The organism is Streptomyces sp. NPDC052101, assembly GCF_040680235.1.
In the GTDB taxonomy this organism is placed as follows: domain Bacteria; phylum Actinomycetota; class Actinomycetes; order Streptomycetales; family Streptomycetaceae; genus Streptomyces.
Map to the genome: position 1 here is coordinate 141,725 of NZ_JBFAWH010000002.1, position 24,330 is coordinate 166,054.

21 protein-coding genes and 1 tRNA gene are annotated in these 24,330 nt (G+C 68.3%); 12 read left to right on the top strand and 10 right to left on the bottom strand.

The features are described 5' to 3' along the window. Nucleotides 1–69: 69 nt before the first annotated feature. The 4 genes from AB0L75_RS04320 to AB0L75_RS04335 all read left to right on the top strand — a co-directional run bounded on the left by AB0L75_RS04320 (nucleotide 70) and on the right by AB0L75_RS04335 (nucleotide 3,978). Entirely contained in the window at nucleotides 70–894 is an 825-nt protein-coding gene (locus AB0L75_RS04320; protein ID WP_365175168.1) for a nucleotidyltransferase domain-containing protein, read from the top strand. 120 nt (nucleotides 895–1,014) lie between these two features. Continuing rightward, complete coding sequence (locus tag AB0L75_RS04325) at nucleotides 1,015–2,502, top strand: alpha/beta hydrolase (protein WP_365175170.1); 1,488 nt, start codon at nucleotides 1,015–1,017, stop codon at nucleotides 2,500–2,502. A gap of 103 nt (nucleotides 2,503–2,605) precedes the next feature. Then, complete coding sequence (locus tag AB0L75_RS04330) at nucleotides 2,606–3,493, top strand: RNA polymerase sigma-70 factor (protein WP_365175172.1); 888 nt, start codon at nucleotides 2,606–2,608, stop codon at nucleotides 3,491–3,493. Nucleotides 3,494–3,507: 14 nt separating this feature from the next. Beyond that, nucleotides 3,508–3,978, top strand: a complete 471-nt coding sequence (locus AB0L75_RS04335; RefSeq protein WP_365175174.1) for an SRPBCC family protein — start codon at nucleotides 3,508–3,510, stop codon at nucleotides 3,976–3,978. Nucleotides 3,979–3,986: 8 nt separating this feature from the next. Here the strand turns inward: AB0L75_RS04335 and AB0L75_RS04340 are convergent, their stop codons facing one another. The 4 genes from AB0L75_RS04340 to AB0L75_RS04355 form a co-directional block, all read right to left on the bottom strand. Beyond that, entirely contained in the window at nucleotides 3,987–4,826 is an 840-nt protein-coding gene (locus tag AB0L75_RS04340) for an MBL fold metallo-hydrolase (RefSeq protein WP_365175176.1), read from the bottom strand. After that, nucleotides 4,823–5,704, bottom strand: coding sequence for an NUDIX hydrolase (locus tag AB0L75_RS04345; protein WP_365175178.1), 882 nt, complete (start codon nucleotides 5,702–5,704; stop codon nucleotides 4,823–4,825). The genes AB0L75_RS04340 and AB0L75_RS04345 overlap by 4 nt, the downstream gene beginning before the upstream one ends. A gap of 68 nt (nucleotides 5,705–5,772) precedes the next feature. Beyond that, complete coding sequence (locus tag AB0L75_RS04350) at nucleotides 5,773–6,237, bottom strand: RidA family protein (RefSeq protein ID WP_362692900.1); 465 nt, start codon at nucleotides 6,235–6,237, stop codon at nucleotides 5,773–5,775. Then, nucleotides 6,234–6,395 (bottom strand): DUF4177 domain-containing protein, encoded by a 162-nt coding sequence (locus AB0L75_RS04355; RefSeq protein ID WP_003975360.1) that lies wholly within the window; start codon nucleotides 6,393–6,395, stop codon nucleotides 6,234–6,236. The genes AB0L75_RS04350 and AB0L75_RS04355 overlap by 4 nt, the downstream gene beginning before the upstream one ends. Nucleotides 6,396–6,536: 141 nt before the next feature. Between AB0L75_RS04355 and AB0L75_RS04360 the strand changes: the two genes are divergently transcribed. Further along, entirely contained in the window at nucleotides 6,537–7,514 is a 978-nt protein-coding gene (locus AB0L75_RS04360; protein ID WP_365175180.1) for an ArsA-related P-loop ATPase, read from the top strand. Then, complete coding sequence (locus tag AB0L75_RS04365) at nucleotides 7,511–8,869, top strand: ArsA family ATPase (RefSeq protein ID WP_365175182.1); 1,359 nt, start codon at nucleotides 7,511–7,513, stop codon at nucleotides 8,867–8,869. Before AB0L75_RS04360 ends, AB0L75_RS04365 begins: the two co-directional genes overlap by 4 nt. 161 nt (nucleotides 8,870–9,030) lie before the next feature. Here the strand turns inward: AB0L75_RS04365 and wblA are convergent, their stop codons facing one another. Then, a complete protein-coding gene (gene wblA, locus AB0L75_RS04370) occupies nucleotides 9,031–9,369 on the bottom strand; it encodes a transcriptional regulator WblA (protein WP_362111877.1) in 339 nt (112 codons plus the stop codon). 493 nt (nucleotides 9,370–9,862) lie between these two features. Between wblA and AB0L75_RS04375 the strand changes: the two genes are divergently transcribed. Continuing rightward, entirely contained in the window at nucleotides 9,863–12,181 is a 2,319-nt protein-coding gene (locus AB0L75_RS04375; RefSeq protein WP_365175184.1) for a transglycosylase domain-containing protein, read from the top strand. 121 nt (nucleotides 12,182–12,302) lie between these two features. On the opposite strand, the gene AB0L75_RS04380 is transcribed toward AB0L75_RS04375, so the two are convergent. After that, complete coding sequence (locus tag AB0L75_RS04380; RefSeq protein ID WP_365175186.1) at nucleotides 12,303–12,770, bottom strand: GatB/YqeY domain-containing protein; 468 nt, start codon at nucleotides 12,768–12,770, stop codon at nucleotides 12,303–12,305. A 116-nt stretch (nucleotides 12,771–12,886) separates the two neighbouring features. Here AB0L75_RS04380 and AB0L75_RS04385 point away from each other — a divergent pair, with 116 nt between their 5' ends. From AB0L75_RS04385 to AB0L75_RS04405, 5 genes are all read left to right on the top strand, one after another. Beyond that, nucleotides 12,887–13,813 carry a metallophosphoesterase gene (locus tag AB0L75_RS04385; RefSeq protein ID WP_365175188.1) on the top strand — a complete coding sequence of 309 codons (927 nt, stop codon included), beginning with the start codon at nucleotides 12,887–12,889 and terminating at the stop codon, nucleotides 13,811–13,813. A gap of 153 nt (nucleotides 13,814–13,966) precedes the next feature. Continuing rightward, the gene (locus tag AB0L75_RS04390; protein ID WP_365175190.1) at nucleotides 13,967–14,725 is read left to right on the top strand and encodes a Pr6Pr family membrane protein; all 759 of its coding nucleotides are present in this window, start codon (nucleotides 13,967–13,969) and stop codon (nucleotides 14,723–14,725) included. Nucleotides 14,726–14,790: 65 nt separating this feature from the next. Further along, nucleotides 14,791–14,864: transfer RNA gene (locus tag AB0L75_RS04395), tRNA-Pro, on the top strand. A gap of 230 nt (nucleotides 14,865–15,094) precedes the next feature. Then, on the top strand, nucleotides 15,095–15,670 hold the full coding sequence (locus tag AB0L75_RS04400) for a DUF488 family protein (RefSeq protein WP_365175192.1): 576 nt from the start codon (nucleotides 15,095–15,097) through the stop codon (nucleotides 15,668–15,670). Continuing rightward, nucleotides 15,667–16,212 (top strand): hypothetical protein, encoded by a 546-nt coding sequence (locus AB0L75_RS04405; RefSeq protein WP_365175194.1) that lies wholly within the window; start codon nucleotides 15,667–15,669, stop codon nucleotides 16,210–16,212. Before AB0L75_RS04400 ends, AB0L75_RS04405 begins: the two co-directional genes overlap by 4 nt. Nucleotides 16,213–16,359: 147 nt before the next feature. Here the strand turns inward: AB0L75_RS04405 and AB0L75_RS04410 are convergent, their stop codons facing one another. From AB0L75_RS04410 to AB0L75_RS04425, 4 genes are all read right to left on the bottom strand, one after another. Next, nucleotides 16,360–19,503, bottom strand: coding sequence for a DEAD/DEAH box helicase family protein (locus tag AB0L75_RS04410; RefSeq protein WP_365175196.1), 3,144 nt, complete (start codon nucleotides 19,501–19,503; stop codon nucleotides 16,360–16,362). Then, nucleotides 19,503–20,699 carry a hypothetical protein gene (locus AB0L75_RS04415; protein WP_365175198.1) on the bottom strand — a complete coding sequence of 399 codons (1,197 nt, stop codon included), beginning with the start codon at nucleotides 20,697–20,699 and terminating at the stop codon, nucleotides 19,503–19,505. Before AB0L75_RS04415 ends, AB0L75_RS04410 begins: the two co-directional genes overlap by 1 nt. After that, nucleotides 20,696–22,444 (bottom strand): class I SAM-dependent DNA methyltransferase, encoded by a 1,749-nt coding sequence (locus tag AB0L75_RS04420; protein WP_365176446.1) that lies wholly within the window; start codon nucleotides 22,442–22,444, stop codon nucleotides 20,696–20,698. Before AB0L75_RS04420 ends, AB0L75_RS04415 begins: the two co-directional genes overlap by 4 nt. 207 nt (nucleotides 22,445–22,651) lie before the next feature. Then, entirely contained in the window at nucleotides 22,652–24,088 is a 1,437-nt protein-coding gene (locus tag AB0L75_RS04425) for a DUF6177 family protein (protein ID WP_365175200.1), read from the bottom strand. Nucleotides 24,089–24,330: the final 242 nt, after the last annotated feature.

A 24,330-nucleotide genomic window follows, 5' to 3' on the forward strand; every position in this document is an offset into this window, starting at 1 on the left:
GACGCCGACCGGCGCGACCGGCGCGGAAAATGCGCCGCGCTTCGGCACCGGACAGGGCACAGTGAGCGCATGCCCGAGCCCCCCGTCCCGCACGGCCTCGACGACCTGGGATTCATCGCGCGCGAAGGCTCCCTCGCGCGCGTGCCGCCCGTATTCCGTCCTGTCGTGGCCGCCGCGCGCGACCGCGTGCTGGACGGCTTCGGGGCGCGGCTGCACAGCGCGTACCTCTACGGATCGATTCCGCGCGGCACCGCGCGCGTGGGGCGCAGCGATCTGGACCTGCTGGTCGCCCTGCGCGAGGAGCCGACGGACGCCGACCGGGAAGCCGTGCGGGCCCTCGGCGAGGCGCTCGACAAGGAGTTTCCGCAGATCGACGGCGTCGGCACCCTGCTGTACGGCCGGGACCGGCTGCTGAGCGAACCGGAGCGGTACGACCTGGCGTGGTTCGTCGCCTGTCTGTGCACGCCGCTGCTCGGCGAAGACCTCGCCGAGTACCTGCCCCGCTACCGCCCCGACTCCCTGCTCGCCCGCGAGACCAACGGCGACCTCGCGCACTGGCTGCCGCGCTGGCGGGAGCGGATCGCGGCGGCCGAGGACACCGAGGAGGCCCGGCGACCGCTCGTGCGCTTCATGTCCCGCCACCTCGCCCGCACCGGGTTCACCCTGGTCATGCCCCGCTGGAACGGCTGGACGAGCGATCTGCGCGAGATGGCCGACGTCTTCGGCGCGTACTACCCGCAGCGGGCCGCCCAGCTGCGTACGGCGGCGGAGTACGGCTACGAGCCCGTCGGCGCCCCGGACGTCCTGCGGTCGTACGTCGACGACCTGGGCCCCTGGCTCGCGACGGAGTACGCGCGCGTGCACGGCGTGAAGGCACCGCGCCCGGAGGACTGACCCAAGACCGCTCAGCCGCCTGCGAAGTCGGCCGGAACCCGCCCCCGCCGCAGGACAACCCGCCCGTCCCCGGCCTCATCTTGCCTCCGGTAGCAGCGAACCGACCGGAAGGCAGCCGACGTGACCAGACCGCCCGCTCCCCTCGCCCGCCGCGGCGCGGCCGTGGCCACCGCCCTCGGTCTGGTGGCCCTCGCCGGGCCGCAGGCGGCCCACGCGGCGCCTGCCGCCGCGGTCACCGGCCCCGCGGCCCTGCACTGGTCCACCTGTCCCGCAGGCTCCGACGCGCCGCGCGGCACCTACTGCGCCACGCTCAAGGTGCCCCTCGACTACGCGAAGCCGGGCGGCCGGCAGATCAAGCTCACGCTGTCGATGGCCGGCGATCTGCACGCCCCGCGCACCCTCGTGGTCAACCCCGGCGGGCCGGGCGAACCAGGCATCGGCACGGCCAAGCTGGTCTGGAGTTCGCTGCCCCAGGACGTCGGTGCGGCGTACAACGTGGTCAGTTTCGACCCGCGCGGAGTCGGTGCCAGCACCCCCGTCTCCTGCGGGGACACCAGCAAGCTGATCAAGCATCCGGCCGCGCCGTACACGCCCGCCACCGCCGCCCAGGAGCAGGCGCGGCGCACGGTCGCAGGCAAGGTCGCCGAGCAGTGCTCCGCGCACGCGAAGGACCTGCTGCCGTACATCACCACCGCGAACGCGGCCCGCGACATGGACCGGATCCGCACCGCGTTCCACCGCGACAAGCTGGACTACCTCGGCTATTCGTACGGGACGCGGCTCGGCGCGACATACGCGACACTGTTCCCCGCGCACACCGGCCGCATGATTCTGGACAGCGTCGTCGATCCGACGGTCAGCACCTACGGCTCGCAGTACGAGCAGGATCCGGCGCTCCAGCACCGGGCCGGCCAGTTCTTCGCGTGGGCGGCCGGGAAGGACGCGACCTACCACCTGGGCGCCGACGGCGCGAAGGTGTCGGCCGCGTGGGACGCCGTCCGCGCGAGGCTGGCCGCCCACCCCGCCGGAGGGCGCGCGGGCAGCGCCGAGCTGGACGATCTGCTGGCCTCCGCCATGTACAGCAACCTGCTCTGGGGCGATGTGGCCCAGGCCGTCTCGGACTACCGGCGCGGGGATGCGAGCACACTGCTCGGCGCGACCGACCAGCTGGCCCTCGGCGGAGTGGACGCGGCCCAGCTCGCCTACAACTGCGTGGACGACGCCTGGCCCCGCGACTGGGCGACCTGGCACCGGGACACGGCGGCGGCCGCCCCGAAGGCCCCGCTGTTCGCCTGGCTGAACACCTGGTACAGCGCACCCTGCGCCTCCTGGAAGGCCCCTGCGGCCCGGCCCGTGAGGATCGGCTCGGTGAAGGTGCCGCCGGTCCTGCTGCTCCAGGCCAAGGACGACCCGGCGACCCCGGTCATGGGCGCGCGGCGCATGCAGAAGGCGCTGTCCGGCTCCCGTCTCGTCGTCGCGGGCGGCGGCAACCACGGCCAGTACCTGTTCGACGGAAACCCCTGCATGGACCGCGCCGGAAACCGCTATCTGCTCACGGGGAAGCTCCCGGCCGCGAACGCCACGTGCCCGGCACCGAAGACGCCGTAGCACCCCCGGCCCGAACCGTGACGCGAGTCACAGCGGCGGACTGTCACGGTTCACCGCGCGGAAGTGTCTCAGTGCCGTCCGAAGAGAGGAGCCGAGCCGGATCATGGCCGCCGAGGATGCCTTCACCGAGCACCGTCCGCTGCTGTTCACCATCGCCTACGAGATCCTGGGCAGCGCCGCGGACGCCGAGGACGTGCTGCAGGAGAGCTACCTGCGCTGGCGGGAGGTCGATCCGGCCACGGTCGGGCACGCGCGCGCGTACCTGGTGCGTACGGTGACCCGGCAGGCGCTCAACCACCTGCGCGCGGCCAGGTCCCGGCGCGAGGAGTACGTCGGCGCCTGGCTGCCCGAACCGATCCGCACCGCACCCGACGTCGGCGACGACGTGGTCCTCGCCGAGTCGGTGTCGATGGCCATGATGCTGGTCCTGGAGACGCTGAACCCGACCGAGCGCGCGGTGTTCGTCCTGCACGACGTGTTCGGCTACAGCCACGGTGAGATCGCCGCCGTGGTCGGCAAGGCCGAGGTCACCGTCCGGCAGATCGCGCACCGCGCGCGTGGGCACGTCCACGCGCGCCGCCGCCGCTTCGAGCCCGACTCCGCCGCGACCGGGGAGATCGTCGAACGGTTCCTGCGGTCGGCGGCGGACGGTGATGTGCAGGCCCTGATGGACCTGCTCGCGCCCGATGTCGTCGTGATCTCCGACGGCGGCGGGAAGGTCACCGCCGCCCGCCGTCCGGTCGTCGGGCGCGACGAGGTCGCCCTGTTCGTCCTCGGTGTGTACCGCACCAGCGCGACGACGGCCGGGATCGAGCCCGCCCGCTACAACGGTATGCCCGCGGCCCGGTTCCTCACCGGCGGCGCGCTGGACTGGCTGGTGGCGTTCGAGATCCGGGACGGACGGATCACCGGCCTCTACGGCATGCGCAACCCGGACAAGCTGGACCGCGCCGACGAGGTGCGCCCGCTCGACAGAGGAGCACACGGATGAGGAGGCCGACAGACATGGAGACCATGACCGTGGAACGCGTGATCGACGCCCCGATCGAGGACGTGTTCGCCTGGCTGACGACGACCACCCACTACACCGCGTCCCCTCTGGTGCTGCGCTGCCGGCTGGCCCGGCACGGCGAGGGCGCGCCCTACGGCGTCGGCGCGATCCGCGACCACCTCTGGCTGATCGGCTGGTTCCGGGAGCGGATCAGCGTGTACGAGCCGCCCTACGCCACGGAGTACGTCGTGGAGCGCAGCGTGCCGCCGGCCCGGCACGAGCTGGGCCGTATGACGTTCACGGAGACGGACGGCGGCACCCTGGTCCGCTGGACGACCCGGGCCGAGATCCCCCTGCCGCTGCTCGGCGCCTTCCTCACCCGCCGCCTGGCCCGCCCGGTCATCACCCGCACCTTCGGCGCCATCCTCCATGCGGCCGAGAAGGCGCTGACCTGCCAGGCCGCGAAGACCCCCACGACCCGGTAGGGACTTCGTCACAACGGCTGGATCAGCCCGTGCTCGGTCAGATAGTCCAACTGGGCCCGTACGGACAGCTCCGCCGCCGGCCACAGGGAGCGGTCCACGTCGGCGTACACATGGGCGACGACCTCGGCCGGGGTCAGACAGCCGTTCTCGACCGCCGTCTCCACCTGAGCGAGCCGGTGGGCGCGGTGGGCGAGGTAGAACTCGACGGCGCCCTGGGCGTCCTCCAGGACCGGCCCGTGCCCCGGCAGGACCGTGTGCACGCCGTCGTCGACCGTCAGCGAGCGCAGTCGGCGCAGGGAGTCCAGATAGTCGCCCAGGCGGCCGTCGGGGTGCGCCACGACCGTCGTACCGCGACCGAGGATGGTGTCGCCGGTCAGCACGGCCCGGTCGGCCGGGAGATGGAAGCACAGCGAGTCCGAGGTGTGCCCGGGGGTCGGTACGACCCTCAGCTCCAGGCCGCCGACGGTGATCACGTCCCCGGCCGCCAGGCCCTCGTCACCCAGGCGCAGGGCGGGATCGAGGGCACGCACGCGCGTGCCGGTCAGTTCCGCGAAGCGGACGGCGCCCTCGGCATGGTCAGGGTGGCCGTGGGTGAGCAGGGTCAGGGCTATGCGTTTGCCGGCCTTCTCGGCCATGTCCACCACAGCGCTCAGATGGCCGTCGTCCAGCGGGCCCGGGTCGATCACCACGGCGAGAGCGGAGTCGGGCTCGGCGACGATCCAGGTGTTGGTGCCGTCCAGGGTCATCGCGGAGGCGTTGGGGGCCAGCACATTGACCGCCCGTTCGGTCGCGGGGCCCGACAGGACCCCGCCGCGGGGCTGGCCGGGCAGGGCTGCTGCGTCGGTCATGCGGGGCCTCCACCGGTGCTCGGAGCGGTTGATATGTGCTTGGTGAACTCGTCGTGCCCCGGCCAGGACAGCACGATCTCGCCGTCCTGGAGGCGGGCGCGGGCCAGCACCGGCGTCATGTCGCGCTCGGGGGCGGCCGTGAGCGTCTCGGCCGCGAAGGCGAACGGCATCAGCTGGCGCAGGGTGGCGATGGTGGGCGGCATCATCAGCAGCTCGCCCCTGTCATAGCCGGCGGCGGCCTGCGCGGGGCGGATCCACACCGTGCGGTCGGCCTCCGTGGAGGCGTTGCGGGTGCGCTGCCCCTCCGGCAGGACGGCCACGAAGAACCAGGTGTCATAGCGCCGGGACTCGAACTCGGGGGTGATCCAGCGGGTCCAGGCGCCCAGCAGGTCCGAGCGCAGCACCAGGCCGCGCCGGTCCAGGAACTCGGCGAAGGACAGCTCGCGCGCGACCAGCGCCGCCCGGTCCGCCTCCCAGTCCTCCCCGGTGGTGTCGCCGACGACCGAGTCCGCGTCGGGCCCGGCGAGCAGGACACCCGCCTCCTCGTACGTCTCCCGTACGGCCGCGCAGACGATCGCCTGGGCGCCCGGCTCCTCGACGCCGAGGCGGTCCGCCCACCACGCGCGCGTGGGGCCCGCCCAGCGCACCAGACGGTCGTCGTCGCGCGGGTCGACACCGCCCCCCGGATACGCGTACGCGCCTCCGGCGAAGGCCATGGAGGCGCGTCTGCGCAGCATATGGACGACCGGGCCGGCCTCGGTGTCCTTCAGGAGCAGGACCGTGGCCGCGCGTCTGGGGGACACCGGGGTGAGGGTGCCGTCCGCGAGCGCGCGGATGCGGTCCGGCCACTCCGGTGGGTACCACTGACCGTTCGCCATGGCCGGAGGCTATCCCGTGCAGGGCGAATGTTCGAGAGGTGCCCGAGGCCAGAGGGGCCTGCCGGGACCTACGGAACCAGCTCGACCTGGATCTCGACCTCGACCGGCGCGTCCAGCGGCAGCACCGCGACGCCGACCGCGCTGCGGGCGTGCACGCCCTTGTCGCCGAGGACCTCGCCGAGCAGTTCGCTGGCGCCGTTGACGACACCGGGCTGCCCGGTGAAGTCGGACGCGGAGGCGACGAAGCCGACGACCTTCACCACGCGCGCGATGCGGTCCAGGTCACCGGTGACGGACTTCACGGCGGCCAGCGCGTTCAGCGCGCAGGTCCGGGCCAGGCCCTTGGCCTCCTCCGGGGTGACCTCGGCGCCCACCTTGCCGGTGACCGGCAGCTTGCCCTCGACCATCGGCAGCTGACCGGCGGTGTAGACGTACACGCCGGACTGCACGGCCGGCTGGTACGCGGCCAGCGGCGGTACGACCTCCGGCAGGGTCAGGCCCAGTTCGGCCAGCTTGGCCTCGACCGCGCTCATGCCTGCTTCTCCCGCTTCAGGTAGGCCACGAGCTGCTCGGGGTTGTTGGGTCCGGGCACGACCTGGACCAGCTCCCAGCCGTCCTCGCCCCAGGTGTCCAGAATCTGCTTCGTGGCATGGACGAGCAGCGGCACAGTTGCGTATTCCCACTTGGTCATGGGGCCGACTGTAGCCGCTGCGACCGGTGGGGAAGGCGGTCGGCCGCGGCCGGCGGTGTCCACAGGCGGCCGGCCGAGTGTGACCACCGTTATCCACAGCCTCGGGCGTGCGCGTCCGCCGGACTGGTTAGTCTCGAAGGCGTGAGCAGGCTCCAGGTCGTCAGCGGCAAGGGCGGGACCGGAAAGACGACGGTCGCCGCCGCATTGGCACTGGCCCTCGCGACCGAGGGGAAGCGGACGCTTCTCGTGGAGGTCGAGGGCCGGCAGGGCATCGCGCAGCTCTTCGAGACGGAGGCGTTGCCCTACGAGGAGCGGAAGATCGCGGTCGCTCCCGGGGGAGGCGAGGTGTACGCCCTGGCCATAGACCCCGAACTGGCCCTTCTGGACTACCTCCAGATGTTCTACAAGCTCGGCGGGGCGGGCCGCGCCCTCAAGAAGCTCGGCGCGATCGACTTCGCCACCACCATCGCGCCCGGCATCAGAGACGTCCTGCTGACCGGCAAGGCGTGCGAAGCCGTCCGCCGCAAGGACAAGAAGGGGCGGTTCGCCTACGACTACGTCGTCATGGACGCCCCGCCGACCGGCCGCATCACCCGCTTCCTGAATGTCAACGACGAGGTGGCGGGCCTCGCGAAGATCGGCCCCATACACAATCAGGCGCAGGCGGTGATGCGGGTGCTGAAGTCACCGGAGACGGCGGTGCACCTGGTGACGCTGCTGGAGGAGATGCCGGTCCAGGAGACCGCCGACGGCATCGCCGAACTCCGCGCCGCACGGCTTCCGGTGGGCCGGGTCATCGTGAACATGGTCCGGCCGGAGGTGTTGGACGCGGCCGACCTGGAACTCGTACGGACCGTGGAGCGTTCATCGGTTGCACAGGCGTTGTCGGCGGCCGGGCTCGGCGGGGCCCGGCGCGGCGGCAAGGCGGAGCAGCTGGTGGACCCGCTGCTGCGGCAGGCCGAGGAGTACGCCGAGCGGTACGCGCTGGAGCAGGAGCAGCGCACCGTCCTCGGCGAGCTGGGCCTGCCGCTGGGCGAACTGCCGCTGCTCGCCGAGGGCATGGACCTGGCGGGCCTGTACGAACTCGCCACCGAGCTGCGGAAGCAGGGGTTGTCATGAGTCCGGACCCGGCCGAGGCGTCCGAGTCGGCTGAAGGGCACGAGAAGGCCCGCCGGCTCTCCCCCGCGCGCGTGCTGGACATCGATCCGCTGCTGGACGACCCGAAGACCCGGATCGTGGTGTGCTGCGGCTCGGGCGGGGTCGGCAAGACGACGACCGCGGCGGCCCTCGGCCTCCGGGCGGCCGAGCGGGGCCGCAAGGTGGTCGTGCTGACCATCGACCCGGCCAGGCGGCTGGCCCAGTCGATGGGCATCGACTCCCTCGACAACGTGCCCCGGCGGGTGAAGGGCACCGAGGGCGAGGGGGAACTGCACGCCATGATGCTCGACATGAAGCGCACCTTCGACGAGGTCGTGGAGGCGCACGCGGACTCCGATCGGGCGGCCGCGATCCTGGCGAACCCCTTCTACCAGTCGCTCTCGGCGGGCTTCGCGGGCACGCAGGAGTACATGGCGATGGAGAAGCTCGGCCAGCTGCGCGCGAAGGACGAGTGGGACCTGATCGTCGTCGACACCCCGCCGTCCCGCTCGGCGCTGGACTTCCTGGACGCGCCGAAGCGGCTGGGCTCCTTCCTGGACGGCCGGCTGATCCGTCTGCTCACCGCGCCCGCCAAGCTCGGCGGCCGCGCGGGCATGGCCTTCCTCAACGTCGGCATGTCGATGATGACCGGCACGCTGGGCAAGCTGCTGGGCGGTCAGCTGCTGAAGGACGTCCAGACGTTCGTGGCCGCGATGGACACCACCTTCGGCGGATTCCGTACGCGCGCGGACGCCACGTACAAGCTTCTCCAGGCACCCGGCACGGCGTTCCTGGTGGTCGCGGCCCCGGAGCGGGACGCGCTGCGCGAGGCGGCGTACTTCGTGGAGCGGCTGGCCGCGGAGAAGATGCCGCTGGTGGGTCTGGTGCTGAACCGGGTCCATGGCAGCGACGCGGGCCGGCTGTCGGCCGAGGGGGCACTCACGGCCGCCGAAAATCTTGAGGACCCCCGCATTGTGGATCAGGGGGGCGGGAAAGCTGGACTTCGTAACTCCCCCGAACCACACGGCAGTTCGCGATCTCCCGCATCCGGGACCGCAACCGACGCCCCTGCTTCCGAAGAAGGCTCCCCCGCCGACACGGAGCGCCCTGTCGACCGGCTCACCGCAGGACTGCTGAGACTGCATGCCGATCGCATGCAGCTGCTCTCGCGCGAGCAGCGCACACGTGACCGTTTCACCGCCCGTCATCCCGAGGTGGCGATGGTCGAAGTGCCCGCACTGCCCGGCGATGTCCACGACCTCACGGGCCTGCGCGACATCGGCGCCCGGCTGGCTGCGGGCGCGACAGACACCACAGAGCGGTCAGATCCGACATAGCGGACGATATATGAGCGGCACGGATGACACGCGCGCGGATACAGCGGCTGCCTGCGTACGCCCGACGTCTTCCGGCGCCTTCCGACGTCTCGCGCACCCAGGACGTGCACCCGCGCGGCACTCAGGGCCTGTGCCGGGGGGATGTGCCAGAGGGAATGCCCTCAGCTCACCGCCGCGTAGTGCTCGTACACCTCGTCACTGTCGAGGGGCACGATGCCCGCGCCGCGCTCGTATTCCGAGCGGGCGGTCTCCAGCAGTCTGCGCCAGGAGGTCACGGTGGGCCGGCGACGCAGCAGTGCGCGGCGCTCCCGCTCCGTCATGCCTCCCCACACGCCGAACTCGACGCGATTGTCCAGCGCATCGGCCAGGCACTCGGTGCGTACCGGACATCCGGTGCACACCGCCTTGGCCCGGTTCTGCGCAGCTCCCTGAACGAACAGTTCATCCGGATCGGTAGTGCGGCAGGCAGCCTGCGCACTCCAGTCGGTTACCCAGCCCATACCGGCGCCGTCCTCTCCCGAATCGAGGCTCCCCCACGGCGGCAGCGGCATATTCACCGCCGCCAGTTGAGGACGTTACGGAAGGTGGGCACAGCGCAACACCCCCTTCGGGCCCAATCTTGAATGGCCCGAACGGACTATGGGTAAGCGGCAGATCACCCGCGGGAGTGAGCTGACGACATATGCGACCATCCCGGCAAACCGGGACAGCTGTGATGCGCCACAACGGGCGCTGGATGACACACAAGGCGGATTCGGACACGTCCACCTCAGGAACCTGGCACGCCCCCGCGCAGAAAACGGGGTACACCCGGAACGATTCGGGGTCGCCGGACGTATTGATACGTGACCGCACTGCTGTGACAGTTGAGAGCAGCTTAGGCCAAGGCCTGCGCGCGTGTCCGGCGAATGGGAACGTAGGGCGTCCCGCTTTGCCGTGCCGTGACGAGGCCGCTCCTTCGGAACGCTCATAAGTACGGATTAGGCTGCCCCCATGCCAAAGAAGCGCTCGGGCGGTGGTCTGTCGCCAACGCAGCAGGCCGCCAAGTTCCTCGGTGTCAGTGTCCTCGCCGGAGTCGTGATGGCGGGCATCGCGCTGCCCGCGGCCGGCGCGTTGGGCCTCGCGGCCAAGGGCTCGGTCCAGGGCTTCGACGAGATCCCGGCCAACCTCAAGAGTCCCCAGCTGAGTCAGCGCACGACAATACTGGACAACCAGGGCAAGCAGATCGCGACCGTCTACTCCCGCGACCGTACGGTGGTGGACCTCAAGGACATCTCGCCGTACATGCAGAAGGCGATCGTCGCGATCGAGGACGCGCGCTTCTACAAGCACGGCGCGATCGACCTCAAAGGCGTGCTGCGCGCCCTGAACAAGAACGCGCAGCAAGGCGGCGTCGCACAGGGCGCCTCCACCCTCACCCAGCAGCTGGTGAAGAACTACTTCATCGAGGAGGCCGGCGACGACCCGACGAAGGTCGCCGAGGCCACCCAGCAGACCCTGGGCCGCAAGGTCAAGGAGCTGAAGTACGCGATCCAGATCGAGGAGAAGCTCGGCAAGAAGAAGATCCTCGAGAACTACCTGAACATCACGTTCTTCGGCGAGCAGGCCTACGGCGTCGAGGCCGCCGCCCAGCGCTACTTCTCCAAGCACGCCAAGGACCTGAGCCTCCAGGAAGCGGCGCTGCTGGCCGGCGTCGTGCAGTCGCCGAGCCGCTACGACCCGGTCAACGACGAGGCGGAGGCCGCCAAGCGGCGCAACATCGTGCTCCAGCGGATGGCGGACGTCGGCGACATCTCCCAGAAGGAGGCCGACGAGGCCAAGCGGACACCGCTCGGACTGCACCCGAGCCAGCCGAAGAACGGCTGCATCACCGCGGTCAAGGGCGCCGGCTTCTTCTGCGACTACGTGCGCGACATCGTCCTGAACGACCCGGTCTACGGAAAGACCCAGGAGACCCGGGCGAAGCTGTGGAACCAGGGCGGTCTGACGATCCGTACGACGCTCGACCCGCAGGCGCAGGAATCCGTGCAGGCGTCGGTCAAGGACCACGTCTACCAGTCCGACCCGGTGGCGACGGCCGCGGCCATCGTCGAGCCGGGCACCGGCAAGATCCTCGCCATGGGCCAGTCCCGCCCGTACGGCTTCGGCAGGAACGAGACGCAGATCAACCTCTCCGTCAACTCGAACATGGGCGGCGGCGCGGGCTACCAGGGCGGTTCGACGTTCAAGCCGATCGTCGCGGCGGCCGCGATCGAGGGAGGCAAACCCCCGACGCAGCAGTACCCGTCGCCGTACGAGATGCCGTACCCGAGCCCCGTGCAGCAGTGTGACGGCAAGGTCTGGCGCAACGACCCGGGCAACCCCGCCAAGCTGACGAACGAGAACGAGTCGGAGCACGGGCCGTACGGCATGAAGGAAGCGACCGCCAAGTCGGTCAACACCTACTACGTGCAGCTGATCAGCGACATCGGGATCTGCCCCGTCACCCAGATGGCGAAGAGGATGGGCGTGGAGCGCGCCGACGGCCGGGTGATGGACCAGGCCCCCTCCATCGCGCTCGGCACCCAGGAGGTGTCGCCGCTGACGATGGCGAACGCGTACGCCACCTTCGCCTCGCGCGGTATCTACTGCACCCCGGTCGCCATCACGTCGATCACCCAGAAGGTCGGCAGCGAGCAGAAGTCACTGGAGGTGCCGAAGTCGACCTGCTCGCGCGCGATGTCGCAGAAGACCGCGGACACCGTCAGCACGCTCCTCAAGGGCGTGGTCGAGGACGGCACGGGTCAGGAGGCCGGTCTCGGCGACCGCCCGAGCGCGGGCAAGACGGGTACGACGGACGAGCGCTACGCGGCCTGGTTCGTCGGCTACACCCCGAACATGGCGGGCGCGGTCTGGGTCGGCGACCCGCAGCACAAGCGCCAGATGATCAACATCACCATCGGCGGCGTCCCGCACGAGAAGGTGTTCGGCGGCGAGGTGCCCGGCCCGATCTGGCGCGACATGATGACCGGCGCGCTGGCGGGCAAGCCGGCGCAGGACTTCCACCTGATCGACATCCCCGACGACAACAACAAGGGCGGCAAGGGGAACGGCCGGGGAAAAGGACACGGGGGGACGGGCGGCGGCAAGAACGGGGACAGCACGGGCGGGATCGGCGGACTGATCGGCGGTCTGACGGACGGGGGAACGACGGACGGCACCACGGGTGACACGACCGGCGGCACCTTCCCGACACCGACCATCTCCCTCCCGGGCAACTTCATCCAGGGCCAGGGCAACGGCGGAAACGGGAACGGGGGCTGGCGGGGCTAGTCCCGGTCATATGAGTACGGCGGCGGGGCCGCACCCTGAAGTGAGGGTGCGGCCCCGCCGCCGTACGGTCCGTATATTCCGCATCTACGGCTGTTCCGTACATGCGGCGAGTACGGGTGGCTCAGCCCTGGAGCAGCTTCTTCACCACGGCGGCGACGCGGCCGCCCTCGGCCAGGCCGGCCACCTTCGGGTTCACGATCTTCATGACGGCGCCCATGGCCCGCGGCCCCTCGGCGCCGGCCGCCTTCGCCTCTGCCACGGCCTGGGCGACGATCGCGTTCAGCTCGTCGTCGGACAGCTGCTTGGGCAGGTACTCGGCGAGCACCTCGCCCTCCGCCTTCTCCCGCTCGGCCGACTCGGCCCGGCCACCCTGCGCGAAGGCGTCGGCGGCCTCACGGCGCTTCTTCGCCTCACGGGTGATCACCTTGACGATCTCGTCGTCGGAGAGCTCCCGCTTCTCCTTGCCCGCGACCTCCTCCTTGGTGATCGCGGCGAGCGTCATCCGGAGCGTCGAGGAGCGCAGCTCGTCGCGCCCCTTGATCGCGGCGTTGAGGTCGTCATGCAGCTTCGACTTGAGCGTGGTGGTCATGCGATCGATTGTCGCAGGTGCACCACGGCGAACGCCCGCTGATTTAGGGGAGGCCGGACGATTCGGGGGAGTCCGGCCGGTCCCGGCGTCCCTCCAGGGTCTGACACGATGGACGTATGCGCGCGCGATACGGAGTACCCCTGGGAATCATGGCGGCAGGCGCCGCCGGACTGGCGTACGCGGCGGGTTTCGAGGCCCGCTCCTTCCGCCTCCGACGAGTGACGGTCCCGGTCCTCCCGCCGGGCATGCGCCCGCTGCGCGTGCTGCAGGTCTCCGACATCCACATGGTGAGCGGCCAGCGCAAGAAGCAGCGGTGGCTGCAGTCGCTGGCGGGCCTGCGCCCGGACTTCGTGATCAACACCGGCGACAACCTCTCGGACCCGGAGGGCGTCCCCGAGGCCCTGGACGCGCTCGGCCCGCTGATGGAGTTCCCGGGCGCGTACGTCTTCGGCTCCAACGACTACTACGGCCCCAAACTCCGCAACCCCGCCCGCTACTTGCTGGAGAGGACGAGCGGCCGGCACGGGCTGAACGGCAACGCGCCGGCCGTGCGCGCCATCCACAACCCGTGGGAGGACCTGCGCGACGGCTTCGACACGGCGGGCTGGCTGAACCTGACGAACACGCGGGGTGTCCTGAAGGTCGAGGGCGTCTCGATCGAGCTGACAGGCCTCGACGACCCCCACATCAAGCGCGACCGCTACGCCCAGGTGTCCGGCGGCCCCTCCGGAACCTACGACTTCTCGCTCGGTGTGGTCCACGCCCCGTACCTGCGCACACTGGACGCGTTCACGGCGGACGGCTACCCCCTGATCCTGGCCGGCCACACCCACGGCGGCCAGCTGTGCATCCCGTTCTACGGCGCCCTGGTCACCAACTGCGACCTGGACACGGACCGAGTGAAGGGCCTGTCCACCCACACGGCGGACGGCCACACCTCCTACCTCCACGTCTCGGCAGGGTGCGGCACCAACCGCTACACCCCGGTCCGCTTCGCCTGCCCACCGGAGGCGACCCTGCTGACACTGGTGGGGCGGGGCTGACGCGCGGGGCTCACGCGCAGTGCTCACGCCGGCGGGGCGAAGCCGATGCCGGTGGCTCGGGAAGGGTCGTAACACACCCGGGGCGACAAGGGTCGTAACCCACCCGGACTAACCCGAATGGCCCCACCCCTCCCCCGCTCCTACCGTGAGGGCATGACCGCCCCGATACCCAGGGACATCCCCGACCTGCCCGCGGTCCCGGGCCCGCCCGTGCTGCTGCACGCCCCGGTCCCGGCGACGGCGGTGGTGGCACCGGTCCGCCGCCCCACGGTCGCCCTGCTGCGCCTCCTGACCGCCGTGCTGGCGGCAGTCGGCGTGGCCCTGGAGCTGCTGCTGGGCACGCCGGCCCGCACCATGAGCTACTTCAGCATTCAGGCGAACATCCTGCTGGCCGTCGTCATGCTCCTGTCGGCGTCCAGGGCGCGGCGGGCCCGCCGCCCGCTGCCGTCGGCCGTGACAGGCGCCACACTTCTCTACGTCGTGATCACGGCGCTCGTCTACCACCTGCTCCTGGCCCACACCACGCCACCGTTCTCCATGACGGGCGCGACGACGGCCCCGCTGCGCTGGCACGGCCAGTGGGCGACCCTCCAGATCCTGCACACGATCACGCCGGCGGCGGCCGTACTGGACTGGCTGCTGCTCACGCCCGCGGCCCGCCTGCACCTGCGCCAGGCGGCCACCTGGCTCCTGTACCCCCTGGCCTACCTGGTCTTCTCCCTGGCCCGAGCGGCCTTCCTCGCCCCCTCCCACCCCGCCCGCTACCTCTACCCCTTCCTCGACGCCGGCGCCCACGGCTACCGCAGCACCCTGGCCAACGCGCTCCTCATCGGCCTCGCTATCTACGCCCTGGCCGTCCTCCTGGTCGCCCTGGACCACACCCGCCCGACCCCGGTCCGCCGCCGCGTCTAAACCGGATTTCGTCTCCAGCCACCAGTGGGCTAAAGTAAACGTCGTCGCCGCGAGAGCAGCGACATCGGGGTGTAGCGCAGCTTGGCAGCGCGCTTCGTTCGGGACGAAGAGGTCGTGGGTTCAAATCCCGCCACCCCGACGCTGTAGTACCAGGTCAGGGGCCTGATCCACCAAGTGGATCAGGCCCCTGACGGGTTTCTGGAGATCGTTTGGGAGAAATCTGGGAGAAGATCTTGATCGGCTTCTCCCAGAGGGTGCCCGGTGAGGCTGCATGGGGTGCGGCAGCTGAGGGCACTCGGACCTGCGCGTTCGCGAATCCGGCCCCGTGACCATACCCGCCCGCCGCAACCGCCATAAGGATCACGACACATGGCAGGCCATCGCTCAGCGCGTCCTCACGACCACGCTCGCGCGCTCGCCCAGCAAGTGCGGGCACTGCGCGAAGCCCGTGGGTGGTCACGGGAACGGCTCGCCAAGGAAGCCTGCATCAGCACCAGGATGCTGGCCCGCCTGGAGGGCGAGGGAGCGATCCAGCCAGGTTTCTTCACCGTCGGCGCGGTCGCAGAGGCGCTTGAGGTCTCCCTGGATGATCTGTTCCGGGAGACCCACGTCGCCCCCGGCCTGTGGTCCGCCGGATACGAAGGGCGGGACATCGACTCGTTCGTCGCCTCGCTCCTCGACAGCCGTATCGATGTAGTGGCGGACGTCCGGCTGACGCCGATCAGCCGCAAGAAAGGCTTCAGCAAGACCCGCCTCGGGGAGATGCTGGGCGAAGCCGGCATCGATTACACCCGCCTTCGCGGCCTGGGCAATCCCAAGGAGAACCGGGCGCCGTTCTGGGACGGCCGCCTGGACGTGGGCCATGCCCGCTTCCACGGCATACTCCGGTCCGAGGAAGCGCAGGCCGCTCAGTCGGCCTGCAAAGGTGGGATGCTCACCAAGTGACACTGGCAAGTCTGATCATCAGCATCATCGCCCTGTGCGTCGCGGCGGGCAATCTGGGTTGGCAGCTGGCGCTATACCTACTCAACGGACCACGTATCCAGGTGCGTATGGAGGTAGGGGCATACGGGCGGGGCGGTCTAATAGCGATGCCCGTCGAGAACGTGAAGAACCTTACGGAGACGTTCGCCTCGTTCGAACAGCAAGGCTTTTCTCAGACTGCCCTGGTGGTCCGTGTCGTCAACCACGGTCGACTCGGAGTCGAGCTCCTCGACTTCGGCATCGACGTTCCGAGGGGAGTCAGCTACAAACCCGTCGCGGAAGCGATCAGCGATACACCGATGCCCTACGTGCTGGAGCCTCACCGCGAAGGCGTGTGGGCCATGCCCTTCCACTATGCGGTCTCTCTGGTTGAGGCCAGCAAGGCGACATGGCCCAACGAGACGCATCCGATCGGAGCATACGTTCGACGGGCGGGCGGCAAGACAGTCCGCGCCAAGCAAACGCTCCCGCTCGCCCTCGAAAGCACCTCGTCGACGGAATAAGGCCCCAGCATTCTGCCGTGCCACAACGGATGGAAAGAAGGGACGAGGACTCACGCGGAAACCGGGCTCGGCAGCTGGGCCATGGGTCCTGCTTTCCCTCACCTCCGCAGCGGGGTGGGCCGCTAGGGCGGATCATGCGTGCCCTGTCTAAGAATCCACCTGCTGATCGACCGCTGCTTCGTAGAAGGCATCCGCGAGGGCGACGATGATCGAGTTGATAGCCGGCCCGTCGGTGAAGAAATAGTCAGCCATCGTGTTGTGGGCGTCCTGGTTGTCTGCGACCGCCTCCGTAACAGCTGCTTGGAAGTCTGGTGACTCCAGGAACTGCTTCTTGGAGTTCACCTTGGTCTGGTTGATCAGGTTCGGGTCGGCGAGCAACCGCTGGACGAGCCCCTGTACGAACTCCCGGACCTGGTACTCGGCGAACGACTCGGCGCCGAATAGGTCGTTCATTTTGTCTATTACGACCTGGAGCGCAACGTACTTCGGCTCCTTCTTCGTGCCCGTGCCGGCGGCGCTGATGCCCTTCAGTTGGCCGTCGCCCACGAGCGAGATGTCGACCGGGCTCGCCTTGCTGTGCTTGACCCCGACCAGCACCACGTCGGAAAGGTCCACCTCGGCCGCCCAGGCGGACTCGGCGATGACCTTCTCCAGCAAGCGCAGGAAGATCGAGAGCATCTCCATGTAGGGGTCGCCGTAGTCGACGATCTGGGACATGAAGTCATAGAGGCGTACGTAGGTGGAGACATCCTTACGGAAGAGGTCGAGCGCGTTGAGGGCTACCTTGTCCTCTTCCTCGATCGCTCGCGCGTAGCGGCGCCGGAAGTCGTGCTGTGCCGGGCTGATCGCCGCCGAGAGCGCGTTGTTGCCCTTCCGGGTCACCCACAGCTCGGCGACCTTGCGGACGTCGTCCTCGGTGTAGATGTTGGCCTGGGCGAGCTTGGTGGCCAGGTGGACGACGACGTACGGGTCGGTCTCGGTCTCCAGGGTGGCGTCCTTGAAGTACGGCTCGAAGGCTGCCTTGATGTCTTCCGGCTTGTTGGCGAAGTCAATGACGAATGTCTTGCGTTTCTGCTCTCCGCCAGGGGTGCGGTGGGTGCGGTTGAGCCGGGAGAGTGTCTGCACGGCTGTGACGCCTGACAGTTTCTTGTCGATGTACATCGCCGTGAGTAAGGGCTGGTCGAAGCCGGTCTGGAACTTGTTGGCGACCAGCATGATCTTGTAGGTGTCGCCCTTGAACGCGGCCGCCAGATCAGCCCCGGCGCCGGGGTTCATGTTGGCCTCGGTGAACTCGGCGTCTTTCGACGGCTGCGGACCCCAGTCACTGTGCCAGCTCTCATCCTCGGGTATCGCCACCCCGGCGGAGAAGGCGACCAGCGTGCGGTAGTCGTACGAGGGATCCTCGGCGCGACGCCTGGCGATGTAGGCGTCGATGGCCAGCTTGTACTTAACCGCGGATTTGCGGGAGTCGGTCACCACCATTGCCTTCGCCTTGCCTTCGAGGAGGTAGGCGACGTTGGCGTGGAAGTGCTCGACGATGATCCGTACCTTCTGGCTGATGTTCGTCGGGTGGAGCTGCACCCATCGCATCAGCCCCTTGCGGGCGGTGGCCTCCTCGACCTCCCCTCCGTCACCGCTCTCGGCTTTGCCGGCGATCTTCAGCGCGGTGTCGTAGGACTGGTAACCCTTGAGCACATCGAGGATGTAGTTCTCCTCGATCGCCTGCTTCATCGAGTACAGGTGGAACTCATGCGGCTTCCCGTCGGCGCCCTTGCGGCCGAACAGTTCGAGGGTCTTGTTCTTCGGCGTCGCGGTAAAGGCGAAGTAGGAGATGTTCTCAGACTCGGCCCGCTCGGTCATCTCGGAGGCCAGGATCGACTCCACGTCGACCTCGCCGCCCTCCTCGATCTCCTTGACCTCCTCGGCGGTCAGCACCTGCTTCAGCTTGGAGGAGATCTGACCCGATTGGGAGGAGTGCGCCTCATCGGCGATGACCGCGAAGCGCTTGCCCTTCAGGCTGGCATCGGTCCGGATCTCGTTCAGCGCATGTGGGAAGGTCTGCACCGTCACCGCGATGATGAGCTCACCGTTCTTCAACGCCTGCGCCAGCAGACCCGACTTCGACTTCGCGCCGGCCTTGCGGACGTCCTCGGGGCTGATCGTCGCGACGATCTTGCCGCTGCCGTCGATCTGCCGGATCGCGTCTTGCAGCTGGGAGTCGAGCACGGTGCGGTCCACGACTACGATGACCGAGTCAAAGACCTTCTGATCATCGACGTGTAGACGGGCCAGCCGGTGAGCCGTCCAGGCGATGGTGTTCGTCTTCCCCGACCCGGCCGAGTGCTCAATCAGGTACCGCTGCCCGACACCCTCCTCCTTCACCGCCTCCACAATCTTGGTGACGGCCTCCCACTGGTGGAAGCGTGGGAAGAGCATGCTCGTACGCCGTACCGAGTTGCCGGTGGTGACGTCCCACTCCTCCTTGGTCTGCACGATCATCAGCCGTCCGATGATGTTCAGCCAGGCGTACTTCTCCCAGACGCGTTCCCACAGGTACGCCGTCGACGACCGTCCGTCCGCGCCGGGCGGGTTGCCGGCACCACTGTCGAAGCCCATGTTGAACGGCAGAAAGTGGGTCTTGTCCCCTTCCAGCCTCGTGGTCATCGCCGCCAAGTCGTTCGAGACCGCGAAGTGCACCAGCGCCCGGTGCCCGAACGACAGCAACGGCTCGGGCCGCCCGTTCGTCAACGGATTGCGGTGCTGCTTGTACTGGTGGATCGCCTCGTCCAGCGACTGGGTGAAGTCGGTCTTCAGCTCCACCGTGGCCACTGGGAGGCCGTTGATGAAGAAGACGAGATCGATACTGCGCTGGTCGGCGGTCGAGAAGTGCACCTGCCGCACCACTCGTACCCGCATCGCCTCGTAGTGCGCCGTGGTGGTCGCGTTGAGGGACGTCTCCGGGCGGAACTGCGCCATCTTCAACCGGCCACCACCGATGTACTGCACCCCGTTGCGCAGGATGTTCAGCGTGCCGCCGCCGTGTTCCAGCGGCCGGTCGAGCGCCGCGGTCAGCACGTCCAGGAACTTCGCCTGCGAGCCCGCGGCCTTCAACGCCTTCTCGTACGCCGACTTCTGCGTCTCCTCCAGCCACGCGTACAGGTCGTCCGGGAACAGCGCCCGCTCCCGGTCGTATTCACCAGCGTCATGGTCGTTCGCCGAGTACAGCCAACCGTGAGCCTCGAGGTATTCACAGATCTCCGTCTCGAAGACCACCTCGTTGTGGTCGGCCATCACGCCGCCTCTCGTACGTCGATCTGCCCCGTAACCGCCGCAGTGATCAACGCTGCCCTCCGCTCCCGGGCGAGCTCGATGAACCGCTCGGTCTCCGCAATGAGCGATCCGATCGCGGCTGTCTGCTCGTCGAGGGCCGCGACGGCCCCTCTCTGGTCTTCGATAGGTGGCAGCGCAATAGGAAGGTTGCCGACCGTCCACTTGTTGGTAGCAGCAAGGTTCGTCGTCTGCTTTGCCGTAGTGCGGAAATAGGACCGGGCGACCGGACCATCGAGCCAATAGACCAGAAACTCCGAGTCGAGGCTTTCAATCGGCCTGACTGCGAAGATGTGGTTTTGATGCAGCATGTTGGGCAAGTCGCCGTGCCAGAGTGCCCCTCGCCCCAACTTATCGATGTCCCCGCCCTCGGTCATCAGGACGTCCCCACGCTGGAGCATAGAGCGAACAGCGCGCTCAGGAGGAACTCGGACCGTCTTGATCTCACCTAGATCCACGTATCCAGCCTGAACATTTGCGACGCGCAGGTACGGCCACTCGGCATCAGCTGAGTCGCCCGCACCACTCAATGTCACCCCTGTCTGAATCGTCGAAACATACTTCAGTCTGGTCATGGTGTCGCTCAGCTTGGCCAAGGTGCTCGCGATTACAGCTGCACGCCGTTCGCGGAGCATCTCGATCAGGCGCTGCTGCTCCTCGATGAGCATGTCGATGCGGGACGTCTCGCGGTCGAGGTAGTCGGCAATGGCACGCTGCTCGTCGATCCCTGGAAGGAGCACGTCGATCGTCCGAAGGACGGTAAATGGGACCTCCGTCGTGCGAATGCCGCCGTGCTCACCTCCGGCTGAGATCCCACGCTCACGTGCGATGAGCTCGCTGGTGAACCACGAAGACTTCATAAGATGAACGATGTAGCGCGAATCCATGCCCTTGCGAGGGCGCATCACTTCGTAGTGGTAGGTGACCAGTCCGTCCTCATGAGCGACGCCCATCGCGCCAGAACGGATCTTCATCTTGTTGAAGACAATGTCCCCTTTGCGGCACACCTTGTAGGCATCGAGCGACTCTGCACGTTGAGGTGCGTCTGTCAGCTCGCTGCGCCGTACCACACCCTTGGTCTGCGACACAGACATCAGCGGGAGCTCAACGCCAGGAATCCGCTCATCGATCTTCTGAACTGCTGCGCCCAACCGGGTCATCCCTCGACCTCCCGCAAGAGGCCCAGGATTTTTGCGACCTGCTTCTCCAGATCGGCGTCGATCTCGGCGAGTGGCCGGGGCGGAACGTATTTATAGAAGTGGCGAGTGAAGGGAATTTCGTAGCCTGTCTTGACCTTGGCCCAGTCGATCCAGGCGTCATCGGGGACGTGCGGCTTCACCTCGGTGTCGAAGTACGCCTGGATGACCTCGACCTTGCCCGCCGGGCCGGCGGTGGAGCCGCCGTAGGTGAAGGGCACGTTCTCCGTGTCACGTTTCTTGGTGTCCGGTTTCGGTTTGCCCTTGCGGTCGGTGATCGGTTTGCCGTCCTCATCCAGCAGGGGCTGCTCGACGGTGATGGTCCAGTAGCCGAACTCGTCGTTGCGCAGCACCTTGGAGATGCCGGGGTCGGCGTTCGTGAAGTCGGCGTACAGCTTGACGACCTTCGCGCGGTCGTCGTCGCTTATCTCACGTCCCTTGGAGCCGAGGTTCTTACGCATCTTGGTCCAGAACGACGTGCCGTCGATGAGTTGGACCTTGCCTTGGCGGTCGGGATGCTTGGTGTTGTCAAGGATCCAGATGTAGGTGGCAAGACCGGTGTTGAAGAACATGTTGGTCGGCAGCGCGACGATCGCCTCGACGAGGTCGTTCTCCAGCAGCCACTTGCGGATATTACTAGGGCCGGATTCAGCGGCGCCGGTGAACAGGGGGGAGCCGTTCATGACGATGCCGACGCGGCCTCCACCGTCCTCAGGTGCGCGCATCTTGTGGGCCAGGTGGAGCAGGAAGAGCATCTGGCCGTCGGAAGTCGCCGGGAGGCCGGGCGCGAAGCGGCCGTAAGGGCCAGCAGAGTCGCGCTCGGCCGTGATCGCCTTGGCGTACTGCTTCCAGTCCACTCCGTAGGGCGGGTTGGACATGCAGTAGTCGAACTGGCGACCCTTGAAGGCGTCATCGGTGAGTGTGTTGCCAAAGGCGATGTTGGTCGCGTCGTGGCCCTTGGCGAGCAGGTCGGACTTGCAGATGGCGTACGACTGCGGGTTGTACTCCTGGCCGTACAGGCTCAGCTTCGCCTCTGGGTTCTGCGCGAGCAGGTGCTCCTCTGCCAGGGAGAGCATGCCGCCGGTGCCGGCGGTGGGGTCGTACAGCGACCGGATGATGCCGCCCTCGGAGAGGTCGACGTCCTTCTCGGCGAAGAGCAGGTCGACCAGCAGCCGGATCGCGTCGCGCGGCGTGTAGTGGTCTCCGGAGGTCTCGTTCGCGGCCTCGTTGAACTTGCGGATGATGTACTCGAAGGCATCACCCATGTCGGAGTTCGACACCACATCCGGGTGGAGATCGACGGCGCCGAAGGACTTAACCACCTCGCGCAGGAGCCCGGCCTTCTCCAAGGCCAGGATCTCCTTCTTGAAGTCGAAGTACTCGAACACGTCCACGTCGGTGGAGAACCGGTCGATGTAGTCAGCGAGGTTGTCCGCCAGCCCGTCCGCATCAGCCAGCAGGTTCGCGAACTCATACTTGGAGGTGTTGTAGAACGTCCGCCCCGTGGCCTTCTTGACCTCCACCCTGAGCCGGTTCGGGTTCTCGTATCGCGCAGCCAGCTCCCGTACCGCCGCGCGATCCGGCTCAAGTACGCAGTCGAGCCGTCTCAAGATCGTGAACGGGAGAATCACTGTCCCGTACTGGTTGGGGCGATAGGGGCCCCGAAGCTGGTCAGCGATTGACCAGATAAAACTACCGAGCGTGCTCACAAGGTTCCTCACGAGAATCGTCTAACAGTGACGATACTTTGCCAGAGGCAGCAGCCAGCGTCCCATGGTTCAGCTATGGAACCCCATTCAAGGGCTGAAGCGCCGACCTGTACCACCTCTCGCGCGCCGTCGCGTCCTCGCAGCACGCAGCTCATATCGCCACGCAGCCGAGGTGGGCCGAAGCTGGGGCCGATGGGGCGGCGATTGTCAAGACGGTTGGGTGACTGCCCCGCTTCCACCGTTCAGGTGTTCGTTGATGCGTCGCAGGCGTTGCCAGGCGGCGGGGTCGGTACCGTCGCCGAGCGGATAGTGCAGGGCGGGGCGGCCGGCCGGGCCGAGTCTGGTCGGGGTGCAGTCCGGCAAGGCGCTGCGGGCATGGCTGATGCCGAGGTCGGCCACGGCATCTGGGCCGAGAGTAAGAGAGACCGGGATCGATGGCGGTTCGTAGTGGGCCGGAGTGGTCAGGTCCGCGCGGGCCGCACGGAGTTCACTGATCATTGTGGCGAGGTTGTGCCTGGCCGCGAGGGATTCGGCGAGCTGGGGCAGTAGCTCGATCGGTGCTCGCTCGTCGGCGGCGTAGCCGAGAGCCAGGGTGATGTGCTCCTCTACGCCCCCTTGCGTGTGAGCGATGCGCAAGGTGGCGATCGCAGGGCGGTCGGCGGTGCCTAGGGCGACAGCCCAGGTGGGCTGGGCCTGGCGGGAGCGGCTGCGGGCCAGGTCGGTCAGTTGCCTTGGCGACCAAGGGACGTTGACGGGCTCGGCGGTGGCCCATCCGGCCGGCGGCAGTCCAGTGAGGGTCTGCCAGGCGTCCTCCAGAGCGCCACCGAGTATCAGGTGCTCCTGGGCGGGGTGGATGGTGCGGATGGACAGCAGCAACTGCCGTTCACCGCCCTTGCCGGGCGGGGGTTGGAAGGCGTCCGCGATCCGGGGGCCGTTGTCGGCAGCCGGGGTGAAGCGTCCGTCGTGCCAGCGCAGTACGGCTCCGGAGAGGCCGTCGTAGTAGCCGTTGTCGGGGTGGCGTACGACCCAGCGTGCGGGCATGCGCTCCAACACGGTGCGGGTGGGCAGGCTCAGCCGCGTCTTGGGGGACGTGACGAGATACAGCTCCCGTCGGTCCTGCGCCACGGTTCGCACCGCTTCGGTCAGCCATGTTGTGGCGGCAACGACGGGGCGATCGTAGATGACGATGACGCTCTTGTCGGTCAGCACATCCGCATCGGTCAGTACGTCCACGTCAGCGGACGGGACCGTCACCTCACCCGTGGCTGGTACGGTCACGACGTCGGTATGGGCGGCTTCAGGCGGCCATGTGATGCCGCCGAGCAGCGTTGTCAGCCGTCCCGCGACCGAGCCGGCCAGCAGCCTGGCTTCCGCGATGGCGGTGGAAGCCCGCACCTCGGTCCACCACACCGGTCCCTCTGTCTGCACGCCAGGTCCCAGCAGCCGCTCCGTCTCGCCCGGCACCTGCAGGTAGCGGGGGGCCTCCACGGAGACCAGGAGCTTTCCGTCGTCCGTGCACAACTGGGCGACGGATCCGCCACCTGCCCGGTTCACGCGCAGGTCCGGGCCGCCGGCGTGCAGTGCGGCCAGCAGCGTCTTGGTATCCGGCATCTGTGGGGTGAGGGCGATGACGTCCTGGGGCATGTGCTGCTTTCTGTCAGAGAGGACGGCACTACGGCGCTCAGTACCGGCCCGAGAGTTCTTCGAGGGCGTCCAGCGACGGGGCTTCTTGAGGGGCGTCCTCGACGACCAAGCCGATCTCCGGACGCGGCGGACTCTGCGCTACCCACGACAGCCCGGTGAGTGCACTGAGCCCTTGGCCATGAGCGACCCGCTGGCCTAGCAGCCATTGAGCGCCCGCTTCGAAGCCACCTCGCCAGCGTCTG